The sequence below is a fragment of the Owariibacterium komagatae genome, assembly GCF_045865535.1.
Taxonomy (GTDB): Bacteria; Bacillota; Clostridia; order Oscillospirales; family Ruminococcaceae; genus Ruthenibacterium; species Ruthenibacterium komagatae.
Map to the genome: position 1 here is coordinate 172,748 of NZ_AP031406.1, position 12,693 is coordinate 185,440.

A 12,693-nucleotide genomic window follows, 5' to 3' on the forward strand; every position below is an offset into this window, starting at 1 on the left:
CCAAAATCTGATTTTGAAAGGAAAAATATCATGGAGACCAAGAACTACAAATATGTCGGCAAACCTCTTCCTGCATACTGTCCCATCAAAACCGAGCGGACTCTGGAAGCTGCACGCGATGGAGTCGCATTCCCGCACCGCTGGGGTCTTGTTGTCGGAGAAAAAACCGACAAACACGGCCTCGCATCTTATCTGATTGCGGACAAAGACAAAACCGGCAAAACGATTCTGGAACAGATGTTGGAGGACGACCTCTTGTTCGAAAACAAGCGCAATATCCTGCGTGAAGTTTCGGACGGCGGGTACGAAGAACTGCGACTCACGGAGTATTATCTGCCGTTCATCTCCGAGGATGCCACTTACCAGCTTCCGACTGTGGACGAATACATTGATTGTGCAGTCAACGTCAAAACAGATGCCCTCATCGAAATCCGTATGGTCGCTGATGACGGGGACCTCGAGAGATACCTGCATATCCCGGTCAAAACCTCCTGGCCCAGCGTGTCTTTCATGGATGTTCTGGGAGACCTGGAAGACGATATCAGAGACATGGCGAAAAATGGTGCCAATGGTTTTTCGTACAGTCGGGAGAACGACTACCCGGCCTGGAACGCGGCATTCTTCGACAAGCTGGGGCGAGGCACCGAACTGGAGTTCGAGAGCCTGCATGAGCTGCTGCGTACCATTGTGAGTATCCGGCTGGTGAAAGTCGATAATCGAATCGTCGAAAAGGACGGCACGGAGGCCCACACATGAGAATTACAATCGGCGACATCCTGAGTGTCCATCGGGGCATCATCGTTCACCAGGTCAACTGCCAGCGAGTCATGGGCGCCGGCCTGGCGCTGAAAATCCGCCGCAAATACTATCGGCACTACCTGGATTATATGGGCCGTCAGCCACGGTTGGGAAAGGCTTTCTTTACCCAGATGGCTGAGGATTTCTACATCGCCGGCATTTATGGTCAAGAACGGGTCGGCCGAGGAGAAACCCAGACGGACTATGATGCCCTGGCGAATGGTTTCCGCACAGTGGCTCACTTTTCCTATGTTCATCATTTACCGGTATACTTACCATACGGAATCGGCTGTGGATTGGCTGGAGGCGACTGGGCTATGGTCAGCGCTCTCATTGAGCAATACCTGCCCAACGCTGTGGTCATCAAATTGCCTGAAGAATAATACACGAATCGGCGCCCGGGATTTTTCCTGGGCGCTATTCTTTTTGAGAAGGAGTTTTTTCATGGACAAGAAAATTATTCAGAGCGCTTTGGTACTGGCCGAGCCTGACCCGTTCATCCGAGATGAAACAGAAGCTCCGAAGAACATCGACCTCGGAATGAGCCGCTACCTCCTCACGCTCGTTTCCGATGTCGAAAAAGTATCGACAACCAGCGGAATGCCAAATGAGGATGCGGCGATGCACTTTGTTCGCTTTTACATCGGCCATTTTTGGCGATTCGCAAAAACGATTTACGATTTTTCCCCCAGATTTCTCTCCGTGCTGGAACAGACAGAAGATGCTCCAGTATATGCGGACGTCCTGAAACGCCTGCCATACCGGGACTTCGTGATGGCTCTTCCAGCCGGCCTTGGCTACGACGGAATGTTCGTCCACGTCGAGTTCGATGAGAGCTATGGGGAAAATGATACGGACACTCTGTTTCTCCTGTGTCCCTTCAAATCTGCCAAACGAGCAGAAGATATCCTTCTGAAAATCGAGATGCAATGGTGCCTCAATGGGAAAATGTTTCTGAAATCGTTCCGTGACGCCCGGACCGCATTGGCTGAGGCAGATATAACCGGAGAGGGAAAAGCAGGGGATATCACAGTCACAACGACCCCTGGTCGGCATAGGAATCTGAACGACGAAACTGCACAGACAGACCGCCAGCAAATGGCCCGCTGTCTGCGCATCGCTGTATCTGCCTGTTATTACCTGGCTTCGAGAAACGCCGAAATCCGGGAAGTCCGTATTCCCAAATCCGAACGGCCGCTTATTCCTTCTTCGCATGGCGGAAAACCAAAACGAGTGGCGGTGAAAGCCTATCGAGTGGGATACGCTCTCGGCAAAAGTTTCGAGCAGCAGCTGAAGGAACAGTCCTCTGCATCCTGCCAAACGACCGGCCCAACCGGCGGGCATACTGTCCGGCCTCATGTCCGGCGTGCCCATTGGCATCACTACTGGACGGGGGCTGGCAGAACCACCCTCGAAGTCCGTTGGATTGAGCCTACTTTGGTTCTTCCTGGCAGAAACGGGGAGACCGAGTTGCCGACCATCCGAAAGGTACATGGCCCTGAGAGCCAATCTGGGACCGCTCAGAGCTGATTTCATATAATGAGTATCCCGACATTACTGAGAGCCAAAAGCGTTCCAGACGGCTGCGGCAGGCTTGTCTCTTCCCCGAAAAACGATTAAAATAATCCTATCAAAGTATCAAACACGGATATCGAGTCACGAAAGTGACGCGGTATCCGTGTTTTTCTTTGCGTACATAAAAACGAAGAGGTGAACAAAAAAATGAAGAATAATGAGCGTATCGTGGTCGTTTTCAATGGGTCCTCTGTTCCGCTGCGACATATCATTTCGACGCAGATAAGCGGCCCCAACGATATCGCTGAATTCAAACAGTGGTATTACGAGAATTTCCATGAGTTTCCCAGTGACCAATTCGTTTTCTGCCACAACAGGGCTGAACGAGATGCGGTTGTAACGGCCTTGACTAACGGAGCGCTTTACCGCATAGCGGCACCGGTTTGGGGCGAAATCGAAGACGACGATAACATCACCGATGTGTCGGACCACCAGCTCAAGCGGTATACCGAAGAGCTTCAGAAGGTTCTCCAGACATACGCGGAGAATTCGGATTTTTCCGCATTTCTGAACGAAGAGCATCTTGCTGACATCAAGGAGCGGGTCCGTTTCATTTGGCCTTGCATCGAAACCAATGCATCTGGCCTGCCGGAGATGGCTGTGTATGCGCTGCTGGTTGGCGCAGACATTGAGGAACGGCAATGGAATCGTTTGCTTGATGCACTTCAGAAATGGCTGCTTGAAGGTTGGGGTGAGGAACTCTCTGGGCGGCCGGCATCAGCTGAAGGTAAAAACGTTTACCTCCACATCGGCCGACTGAGCTATGATGAGATTGAGTTCCATGTTAAGAAGGTCGCCGGCAAAAGCAATTAAAAGGAGAGATGTAATATGTATATCATTCTGAACCATTATTCCAATGAAAACACCAACGAGTTCGACATCATCACCGTACAGGAAAAGTCTTTCGCGTTACTTTCCGATGCGATTGCTTTTGCCGACAAACTGTTCCTGTCCGACAAGGACGCTTACGGCCAGGAGGGCTGTGTTGCCGCTACCGCTGCCGATTGCCCGTTCTGCGTGCAGATGAAAATTCCCTATTCGGTCGGTGAGCGCGAACCGGGAAATTTCGAATGTTACCATAATGTATACGCTGTGGTACAGGTAGAGGAGGGGTAAATCATGTTGAGCTTTGAAGATTTCCTTACAGAACGCAACGACGCTATCGACGACCTCTTCTTCAGGCTGCTCAAAACGGTCAACACCGAAGACGACCAGGAAAAGCGTATTTGTGCCGCGAAAGAGGCCCTCGAAAATCTGAAAGCCAGCGAGGAAGGATTCCCCATCGACAACGTCCTGGCGAAAAAGGCAATCCGTCTGGCAGAGGATGTCCTAAAAGAGCATAAGGTTCTTTCCGGCAAGCCCCTTGAATGGGATATGTCCATTATAGGCGACATCACGGAAACGGCTGAGAAAATCCTCAATGACGCCGGCATCCAAACTTGCTTCCCATTCTTTGCTGACGATGAGGTTCCGTGCGTCAATGCCAACGAATGTCATGCAAAAGCAGCTGGTAAATGCCCGTTCTGCACGCGAGACTCCAAGGATTGTGCTGGTGGGGAATGCACCATGCAGCAAAATCCAGACCAGGGAAAGTTCGATTCGTATGACCTCGAATACCGGGGAGTGCGCTGCCTTGCGGTCAACTGGGAACAGCGACTTTTCATCTTCGAGGTCGATGGCGAGCGGATTCCTTTCCGCCAGCTCCAATATGTTGAGGCATCTGCTGATACAGACCATATCCGGCTGGTTATCGGTCAGTTCCTAGAGCTGCGTGAGCAGGAAAAGCTCCGAAACGCAAATGCCTGCCAGAGACTCCTTCAGAAATATCAAAAAGTCTTTGGCGAAATCATTTTCCCGGATGAATCGGGGGAAGGCCAATCGGATGCACGGCGAAAGGTTTATGCAAATCCGGCTGGCTGGATGTACTCCTATGACGGTTTGCGCTGGAGAACGGCACCTATGGATATCGGGAAAATCGCCTACGAGAACGCTATGTTCCGGCGAATCCCCGAGGGCATCATCGTTGGCGTGAACGAGGATGTAAAAAAAGCTCCAAAGGATTTTCTGTTCAGCACGAACAACGGCCTCAGCTGGACGCCTCTGCAAGAGGAAGGGCGCCCCTCTTCCTCTGTTTGGGTCTTCCACGGCCGACATGATTGGGTATGGTTCCGGCAGAAAAACTAAGTGCCGGAACAAATGCTTGCATTTCCCCGAAAAGTAGATACACTTAGAGTATCAAAGAAATCAAACGCGGATGCTGTGCTACGAAAACAACACGGCATCCGTGTTTTGTTGTTCTCTGGAAAGAGGACAGTCGCAAATCCCCCATTACGAATACGCTGCGGATATTCCGGCAGCGTACAGATGCATCGAAAATCCAGTGGTTTTGTTGGCCGCTGGACTCCATCCCCAAAGGGGCTGGATGCCGCATTATCGCTGTAAAAGGCGACGGTAGAAAGGGTATGACATATGTCTAACTCTATCAACAACCGCAATTCCTCCATCCGCATCGGCGGCGCTGGAAGCTACTCCAGAAGTTTTTGGGAAACCGCTCCGTCTGGGGCTGTTCCTGAAAATTTTCTGCGAGCAGGCTTTCGGTGCCAAGCTGCGGCCATTCTCACGCATGTCGCAGAGCATGATGACGCAGGGCGCGTCACCAAAGCTCATGGCGGTGCGGAGAATGTCGTTATCGGGGTCGATGACGCGAAACGCCTTTGGGTGTTTCGTGTTATCCCCGGTGACGAAGGCGTGAGCTGGTTCTACCAGTCCACGCCGGTTGTCCGGGCTCGGGCGTGCTTTGGGCACGTCGGACCTGATGACGACCGCCTCGGCATCCTGCTGAAAACCGCTTCCGGGTCAACACATTGGGTGTTGCCTGGAGCGGTCAGCTGGGATGACAACGAAAACTGGTGGTAACGCCAGTTTTCACAGAGCGGCTTCCTCACGGGGGCCGCTCTTGTTTTTCCCCGAAAAACCCGTAAAATAAAATCATCAAAGAATCATACGCGGATATCGTACTACGAAAGTGGTGCGGTATCCGCGTTTTTCTTTGTGTACATAAAATCGGTAATTTTTGAAAAAAGGAGAAGTGAATTATGGCAAACTTGGGTTTAATTCCCACACACGATTGCGTACAGCGAATCTGCGAGGCGTTTCCGGAAGGCTGCGAAGTCGAACTCATCTGGATGGATGACGTCTATCACAAAATCCCCAGGGGGACACGAGGAAAAGTGGTTCGAGTGGATGCTATCGGAACGATTTTCGTCCACTGGGAAAACGGCTCAGGCCTGGGAGTTGTCTGGAATTCAGACATTGTTCGAAATGTGCAAACCGGTGTGGTCTCGAACACGCTCTGGGACGACGGAAATCCACCGAAGAATCTCTGAAGGTCGAAAAATGAGGAGGCGAAAAAAGTGAATAAACAAAGAACGGTTTTACCGGAAAAAATCATTATGAAAGATTCTGGCTGCATTAAGCAGTTTGAGATGTGGCAACAGGAGGAATGGTGCATCGAAGGTGACGGAGAAGGGACTTATCTGAACTTCTATATTCCGACCGTATTCGATGTAGACAAAGCCTTCGGCCTGCATGTCAACACAGACGAAAACGATGATTACATCAATGTGTACCTGAACTGGTATCCGTATGCCGACAGGGTGGAGCTGGTGGTATGCTATATGGCTCCCGATGCTGATGAAGCATACAGTGTGGAAATGGACGATGAGCAAATCGCCGAGCTGAAAGCAGTTCTCCCTGAAATCTGCAAAGCGGCCTATGGGGCAACGCCCTGCGAGCTCTGGTCCAAAGAAAACGAACATCTGTCGGAGGGCTGAAAGTGAAAAACAAAAACATGAGTGATGTAGCCTTGACTCTTGAACAACTGAGAGAGAAGAATGGGCAGCCGGTATACTGGAGAACGGCAAAGCAATGGTTTATTGTGCAGCTCGCTCATCCGGATTTTGGAGATTGTGTAATCAATGCTGCGGGCTATTATTTGCCGCTTGAAAAAGCTGCATCGAAAAGATTTTATGCCCAGCAACCCCTGTGCATCAGCCAGGAGAAGTGGGAAGCGTGCAAACTGTGTGGGCGGCGGGAAGAAGTAGACCCATGTTATCAAAACGGATGCTTTAAGAAAAACGCTCCGCAGTGCGGCTATTCCTGTGACAAATTCTTGGAATGGCGGAAGGTTCAGGAGAGGCTACGCGACGCAAAATTTTGCCCTGAATGTGGTCGGCCCCTCACGGACGAAGCCTGGGTGGAACTGCAAAAGAGATTGGAGGATTAAAAGTGAAATATCAGGACCTGAATCTGCGAAAAATCCGAGAAGACAATGGGCTGGATTTCGCCCACTTCACCTATCTGAGAGGAATGTGCTCCTGCTGCTTTTCGCCGTTGGAACTTCCGGCACGATATTGGCACAAGGGCATTAAACCGGCCAGCATGGATAACGTTCAGTACCTGCTTTTTAAAAATGCAGACAATGGCTCCGGCTGGGTTAAAAAGACTGATGAACTCAAAGATTATCAGTGCGTTTCTTGGGAGTTCCCGGAAACAAAGCTGGTACAGATTTGCAAAGACCTTCAGGAGCAGCTGGGAGATGAGTATGTTGTACTCGTTCCCGAAAGCAAAGACTTCTGCATCGTCATCATCAAGGCTTCTGAGAGCGACCTGCTCGCCACGGAGCTGAAGCGTGGTCATCATCATATCTTGGAAGAGTAAGATATGAATACGATTGAGGAGTCTATTACTGAACTGATTGAAGAGGGTGCAAAAAATTATGAAACTGTTTAGAGACCTGTCATGTGAAGAAGAATTCTATGCGCGCCAGCTCGCTGCGCTCCATTTCCCGGGCAGCCGGGAAAACTCCGGAACGCGCAATCCTGTTTTTCTCCTGCAACAAATGCGGGAGGCCTATTCGACCGAATCCCTCGAAGAGGCATATCCTCCCGAAGAGGGCGACCAGTTCGAATATGGAGACCTCTGCGGTAACTACCTTACCTTTGAATCCCTGGATGAATTGGTAAAGCATCATCTGGAGCTCGAAAAGCGGGAAGCGGAATTCGTTCCGCTGAAAGATGCGATGGAAAGCAAGGGGCTGAACGGGCAGCCTGTGTATGATGCTCTCGATTATGTCGAGAAATATGGTATCGACCCGGACGACATCACTTTCCGACGTCTGGATGGAAGCTGGGAAACCATGTCTATTCATTTCAGCCGGAAAGAAGCGACCCGCATGCGGCAGTCCCTGGATAACCACATTTTCCGTCCGGTAACGACCTACGCTATCGCCTCTGAGCCGTTTGGCCGAGAAAATAAGGAATACACTGCCCTGACCGGTCTGATTCGAAAAATCGGTGAGCAGTTGCTTCTGGAGGACGGGAAAAACATCGGTTGGCAGAGCGGATTCATCCTGTCGGAAAACCGTGTGTTGGACGAGTACCGAAATCGACCGGACCGACCTTTCCTGCTTGCCAATTTTGAGGCTTATGTACCTGCTGAACTGAGCCGAGACGGGAAAGGCGCTGTATGGCAAATCGACGTGTGGGCTGAAGGGCGTATTCACACGAGCGGGGACAAGTCGTTCCCGGTCGCAAAATTGTCCGTGAAAGCCTACATGGGCAACAACACGCCGGTCGAATTCCTGTATCCGTTCGAATGCGACGGCAGCGGGGAAGCCCTGAGAGCAGAAAAGGGCGAATCCGGGTTTAGCGGCAAGGAACGGCTGCTGCACTATTTGCGGTTTGCCGAAAAAATTGCCGTGGACTGATGTCGAAAAGAAACAGGAGGCAAGGCAAATGAACAGCATTCAGAAAAATTCGTTACTCAATATTCTCGCGGCCGCGCAGAACAGTGCGAAGCCTTTGAACGAAGATGATAAAAAGGCTCTTAAAGAGCTGGAGCGTCTTTGCGCTGAAGGGGCTGATAAAATGCGGTTGGTCGATTGTGCTGCCTACGAAGCTGCAAATATGTGGGGCATCTCGGATGTCTGGATTAGCGCGATGAGCGGTATGTACCAGACGGATTTTCAGACGTTGGCCCCGAATGAAGCAGAACAGGTCGTAGACCAGGCATTCGAGGCAATCGACTGGGATGAAGTCGAAAATGCCGCATGGAAGGCCGGCAGCGATGTTATCAACAACGCGGTAAATAATATCATGGCCGAAAAAAATTGAAAGAATGAACATATAAAAAGAGTAAAACCCTATGAGTACACATGCAACAATCGCTGTCACTGATGGCACAAAATGCCGTGCGATATACTTGCACTGGGACGGATATCTGTCCGGTGCTGGTGCCATTCTGCACGACTACTATGACACAAAAGAAAAAGCCAGACAGCTTATCCAACTGGGCGGTCTATCCGTCCTCAAGGAACTTGTCGCTCCTAACCCGGGGATGTCCCATAGCTTCGATATGCCGAACGAGCTCGTAACGGTCGCATATCATCGAGACCGAAACGAACCCTTGGAAATTAACGAGCTGTCCGACCTCTCCATTTCGGGAGACAAAAAATTTATCCAACATCTGGCCGATATCTCCAATGCCGAATATGTTTATTTGTTCGATGAGAGGAAAGAGCAGTGGCTCGTTGGGAAAACGAGCGACTTCGTGGGTTCAGAACGAACGGATTGTTTGAAGGCAAACCCATTCACATGGTATCCGTTGAGCAACTGGTTCTGATATTCTGTAACCAATCTTCAACAATCCTGCCGGAGTACAGCCCACCATATGGGCTATAATCTGCGGTCTCCTTTTTGGGAGACCGCTTTTTTGTTTGTTGTCGGTAAATACTGTTCCGAAAATTGAGCACGAATTGAAATTTTCTCTTCTGTATGCTATAATAAGAACGAAAAGGAGGCGATTATCGTGGTCGAACGGAAAGAATATCTGAAATCGCTGATTCGCTGGAAAGACGAGCAGGTCATCAAAGTCGTAACAGGAATCCGGCGATGCGGAAAATCGACCCTGCTATCCCAATATCGCACATGGCTTTCCAAGAATGGGGTCGCCGAGGAGCAGATTGTGTCTATCAATTTCGAAGAGCTGGAATACGAAGCGCTGTTGGACTACAAAAAACTCTATGCCCATTTGAAGGAGCGGCTCGTTCCCGGAAAGACCACATACATTTTTCTTGACGAAATCCAGAAAGTTCCAGATTTCGAAAAAGCTGTCGATAGTCTGTATGTGAAGCCTGGGGTGGATTTGTACATCACAGGCTCCAACGCCTATATGCTATCCGGTGACTTAGCGACCTTGCTCACTGGGCGGTACGTTGAAATCAAAATGCTGCCGTTATCTTTTCGAGAGTTTCTCGAAATCACCGGGCAGGAAAAAATGCAGGGCTTTGCTGAATACCTGCGATACGGCGGAATGCCATATGTTGCGGCGATGAGCCGGACGGCTGAGAAGGTGGAAACATATCTGGAAGGCATCTACAACACGGTCATTGTGAAGGACATCGAGGACCGACAAGCCCGGAAGGAAAGCAGCCCGGATAAAAGAAGAATTACCGATATTGCGCTCCTAAAAACCATCGCCAGATACCTTTCCAGTGTTGTTGGGAGTCCGGTATCCATTCGAAATGTGGCGAGCTATCTCACATCGGCTGGCAGAAAGGTCTCGCCCAATACTGTGAGCAATTATGTGGAAGCCCTTACAGAATCCTACGTTTTTTATCCAGCCGAGAGAATCGACGTTGCGGGTAAGCAACTTCTGAAGGCCAGCCGCAAACTGTATATCGTAGACCTTGGGCTTCGGAATCACATACTTCCCCGTAAAGCCTATGATTTCGGATTCTCTCTGGAAAACATCGTCTTTTTTGAGCTTGTTCGTCGCGGATACAAGGTCAACATTGGCAGGCAAGGAAATGCTGAGGTCGATTTCGTGGCCGAAAAAAACGGCGAGTACAAGTATTTTCAAGTAACAGCCGATATGTCTGCGAAGGAGACTTTTGAGCGGGAAATGCGGCCGCTTGAAAGCATTCGGGACAATTACGAAAAGATGGTGCTTACCACCGATGTTCTCGTTTTGGGGAACTACAACGGAATCCGAGTGAAAAACTTGGTGGATTGGCTTCTGGAAAGCGAGGCATGATGGGCTCATCCAATTGTGTAGGTAATAGGGGAGAATGGGCTCTCGTTTTCTGTCCGCTAACGCTTGCCCCGAAAAGTAGCATATAATATTTCCATCAAAGAATAGAACGCAGATACTGTGTCACGGAAGTGATGCAGTATCTGCGTTTTTCTTTGTGTACATATCATCTGGAAATTTTGAAAAAAGGAGAAAAGACATGACTATCAAATCTTTTGTCAAAAAATGGAACGGGCAGAGTGTTCAGGACGACGGCGGCGTTGTAAGCCAGCAGTTCAGAATGTTTGCTCGCGATTTCCGCTCCACCGCCAAAACGGTTGCCAAAGAGTTGGGCGCCGAACTCGTTTCCTTTTCGGCTGGTCACTATGATGTGTCCGGATTCATCGAAAAAGGTGGAAAATATGCGTATTTCAGCTTTTCGGTTCCTCGCGGCGAGCGCCCGATGGACCTCTGTGAAGGCGGCTTTATGGGCAATGTTCTCGTCCGCACTGCTGCTGGACCGAGAGACTTCACCGGCGGCTGGAATCAGTTCTGCCCGATGATGGAATACGCCAATCTGGTCGAAAAAACGCTGAGAAGCTGAAGGCGACCATCTCGCATTCTTTCCGTAACCCTGGAAGACTTGCCGCACAGCCATCAGCTGACCATCAAGTTCTGACATTTCATTACCAAAAAATAAGGAGGCTATTCGTGATGGAGAATTCTCGGAAAAATTTCGCAAAAGAGCAGGCTGAGAGCTTGCTCGAATTTGTAAACGCATTCGGCGTGGACGAAAAAACATTTGCTGTAACCATCTGCCGTGGGCACAAGACCCTGCAGCAGTCGGTGATGCGCCTGTTCGTGGCTATGGCCCGCGAGATGGCGGAAGTCACTCCGGACGCCCGCAACGAAGCTGCTGTACAACTGGCAAAGGAAATCGCAGCGATTGCCGACAAGCATCCGCTGCCCTTCATCTGAGGAGCGCCCCTATGATGAAATACCGAGTATATATCCAGTTTATAAAAAAGGAGAGATAAAAATGGTTTCCAATTTCAAAGACGAATTTCTGAAAATCTTCCGTGAAAACATCACCCGCGCTGGCTCCGATGAGCTGCTGTGGTGGATTGAGGATACGGACTTCTTTGCTGCTCCGGCCTCTACCCGCTTTCACGGCTCCTATGCCGGCGGCCTGTGTGAGCACAGCGTCCGTGTGTTTCACCGTCTGAAGCTGATGGCGAACGCCTTGGCGACGGAAATCCCTGGGTATTCCGATGAGACCCTGGCTATTGTGGCCCTGTGCCATGACCTGTGCAAATGTCAGTTTTACAAGCCGGGCTATCGTAATGTCAAGGATGATGCTACCGGCCGCTGGGAGCGCGTACCGACCTTCACGGTCGAGGAAGCATTCCCCTTTGGCGGGCATGGCTCTAAAAGCGTATACCTGGTTCAGAAATTCCTGAAGCTGACCGATGAGGAGGCTGTGGCCATCAACTGCCACATGGGTTTCGCCGACCAGAAGGATATGTCGTCTGTCTCCAAGGCATACGAAACCTATCCGCTCGCTTGGATGCTCCATGCGGCCGACGAGATGGCGACCTATATCGACAAAGTTTGAGATGTGGTCAAAATCATCAATAAAGATTTCGAAAACTGTGGAAGACTCTCACAAGAGTCTTCCACAGTTTTTAAGGAGGGCTTTATGTCCCAAACAAATAAATCCCCTGATGGGTTGAATTTTTATAACTGCTTTCGGCTACTGCACAAGTGTGTGCAGGCTGGTTTAATTCAGCTATCTCCTCGTGACCCAAACTGCATATTAGTGTATCGTGAAGCTGGAATAAAAGCGCCGGAAGGTTGGTACGAAGAAAATATGCACGATTGTGCAAAAGAACTGATGTCGGACCTTGAGGGGCAAAAATTTCTTGTTGAAACATTGAAGTGTAAAAAGGGAATCGACTTTAGTGAAGAGGCGCTGCCGCTGGCTGAGTGGGTTCGCCAGTAAAAAGTTACATAAGGAAGGAAAATATTTATGAGAAATCAATCTTCGGTTTGCCCGCGCAATTCCTGCGCTGGCGGATATGGGAATTGCTTAGATGTCAAAATCACGAACCTGTGTAATGGAAATTGTGCATTTTGCATCGAGCGTGGCGGCTATTCTCCAGAGAATCAAAAGGGGCCAGTGGAACTGGCTCTTGCCACAGTCAGCCAGGCGGAATACCAGAACGATGTGGGCGTGTAAACCCGCTTCGG

At 50.1% G+C, this 12,693-nt stretch carries 20 protein-coding genes; all 20 read left to right on the forward strand.

Annotated features, from left to right (window positions below):
• Positions 1–30 precede the first annotated feature (30 nt).
• The 20 genes from ACKTS9_RS00920 to ACKTS9_RS01015 all read left to right on the forward strand — a co-directional run bounded on the left by ACKTS9_RS00920 (position 31) and on the right by ACKTS9_RS01015 (position 12,682).
• On the forward strand, positions 31–756 hold the full coding sequence (locus ACKTS9_RS00920; RefSeq protein ID WP_407878386.1) for a hypothetical protein: 726 nt from the start codon (positions 31–33) through the stop codon (positions 754–756).
• Positions 753–1,181 (forward strand): macro domain-containing protein, encoded by a 429-nt coding sequence (locus ACKTS9_RS00925; protein ID WP_407878388.1) that lies wholly within the window; start codon positions 753–755, stop codon positions 1,179–1,181. Before ACKTS9_RS00920 ends, ACKTS9_RS00925 begins: the two co-directional genes overlap by 4 nt.
• Positions 1,182–1,242: 61 nt before the next feature.
• Entirely contained in the window at positions 1,243–2,328 is a 1,086-nt protein-coding gene (locus tag ACKTS9_RS00930; RefSeq protein WP_407878390.1) for a hypothetical protein, read from the forward strand.
• Between the two features lie 192 nt (positions 2,329–2,520).
• Positions 2,521–3,186, forward strand: coding sequence for a hypothetical protein (locus ACKTS9_RS00935; RefSeq protein ID WP_407878392.1), 666 nt, complete (start codon positions 2,521–2,523; stop codon positions 3,184–3,186).
• 15 nt (positions 3,187–3,201) lie between these two features.
• A complete protein-coding gene (locus tag ACKTS9_RS00940; protein WP_205456646.1) occupies positions 3,202–3,489 on the forward strand; it encodes a hypothetical protein in 288 nt (95 codons plus the stop codon).
• Between the two features lie 3 nt (positions 3,490–3,492).
• The gene (locus ACKTS9_RS00945; protein ID WP_407878395.1) at positions 3,493–4,557 is read left to right on the forward strand and encodes a hypothetical protein; all 1,065 of its coding nucleotides are present in this window, start codon (positions 3,493–3,495) and stop codon (positions 4,555–4,557) included.
• A 285-nt stretch (positions 4,558–4,842) separates the two neighbouring features.
• A complete protein-coding gene (locus ACKTS9_RS00950; RefSeq protein WP_087290358.1) occupies positions 4,843–5,289 on the forward strand; it encodes a hypothetical protein in 447 nt (148 codons plus the stop codon).
• Between the two features lie 179 nt (positions 5,290–5,468).
• Positions 5,469–5,759, forward strand: coding sequence for a DUF4314 domain-containing protein (locus tag ACKTS9_RS00955; RefSeq protein WP_407878397.1), 291 nt, complete (start codon positions 5,469–5,471; stop codon positions 5,757–5,759).
• A 27-nt stretch (positions 5,760–5,786) separates the two neighbouring features.
• The gene (locus ACKTS9_RS00960; protein WP_407878399.1) at positions 5,787–6,206 is read left to right on the forward strand and encodes a hypothetical protein; all 420 of its coding nucleotides are present in this window, start codon (positions 5,787–5,789) and stop codon (positions 6,204–6,206) included.
• A 2-nt stretch (positions 6,207–6,208) separates the two neighbouring features.
• Positions 6,209–6,658 carry a hypothetical protein gene (locus ACKTS9_RS00965; protein ID WP_407878401.1) on the forward strand — a complete coding sequence of 150 codons (450 nt, stop codon included), beginning with the start codon at positions 6,209–6,211 and terminating at the stop codon, positions 6,656–6,658.
• Between the two features lie 2 nt (positions 6,659–6,660).
• Positions 6,661–7,092 carry a hypothetical protein gene (locus ACKTS9_RS00970; RefSeq protein WP_143259595.1) on the forward strand — a complete coding sequence of 144 codons (432 nt, stop codon included), beginning with the start codon at positions 6,661–6,663 and terminating at the stop codon, positions 7,090–7,092.
• A gap of 58 nt (positions 7,093–7,150) precedes the next feature.
• The gene (locus ACKTS9_RS00975) at positions 7,151–8,140 is read left to right on the forward strand and encodes a hypothetical protein (RefSeq protein ID WP_407878404.1); all 990 of its coding nucleotides are present in this window, start codon (positions 7,151–7,153) and stop codon (positions 8,138–8,140) included.
• 28 nt (positions 8,141–8,168) lie between these two features.
• Positions 8,169–8,546 (forward strand): hypothetical protein, encoded by a 378-nt coding sequence (locus ACKTS9_RS00980; RefSeq protein ID WP_407878406.1) that lies wholly within the window; start codon positions 8,169–8,171, stop codon positions 8,544–8,546.
• Positions 8,547–8,577: 31 nt separating this feature from the next.
• Complete coding sequence (locus ACKTS9_RS00985; RefSeq protein ID WP_407878408.1) at positions 8,578–9,054, forward strand: hypothetical protein; 477 nt, start codon at positions 8,578–8,580, stop codon at positions 9,052–9,054.
• Between the two features lie 186 nt (positions 9,055–9,240).
• Positions 9,241–10,467 carry an ATP-binding protein gene (locus ACKTS9_RS00990; RefSeq protein WP_087290344.1) on the forward strand — a complete coding sequence of 409 codons (1,227 nt, stop codon included), beginning with the start codon at positions 9,241–9,243 and terminating at the stop codon, positions 10,465–10,467.
• 196 nt (positions 10,468–10,663) lie between these two features.
• On the forward strand, positions 10,664–11,047 hold the full coding sequence (locus ACKTS9_RS00995) for a hypothetical protein (protein ID WP_087290342.1): 384 nt from the start codon (positions 10,664–10,666) through the stop codon (positions 11,045–11,047).
• Positions 11,048–11,157: 110 nt separating this feature from the next.
• Positions 11,158–11,421 (forward strand): hypothetical protein, encoded by a 264-nt coding sequence (locus tag ACKTS9_RS01000; protein WP_407878411.1) that lies wholly within the window; start codon positions 11,158–11,160, stop codon positions 11,419–11,421.
• 61 nt (positions 11,422–11,482) lie between these two features.
• On the forward strand, positions 11,483–12,058 hold the full coding sequence (locus tag ACKTS9_RS01005; protein ID WP_087290338.1) for an HD domain-containing protein: 576 nt from the start codon (positions 11,483–11,485) through the stop codon (positions 12,056–12,058).
• Positions 12,059–12,142: 84 nt separating this feature from the next.
• On the forward strand, positions 12,143–12,445 hold the full coding sequence (locus tag ACKTS9_RS01010; RefSeq protein WP_087290336.1) for a hypothetical protein: 303 nt from the start codon (positions 12,143–12,145) through the stop codon (positions 12,443–12,445).
• A gap of 27 nt (positions 12,446–12,472) precedes the next feature.
• Entirely contained in the window at positions 12,473–12,682 is a 210-nt protein-coding gene (locus ACKTS9_RS01015) for a hypothetical protein (protein ID WP_407878414.1), read from the forward strand.
• Positions 12,683–12,693 lie beyond the last annotated feature (11 nt).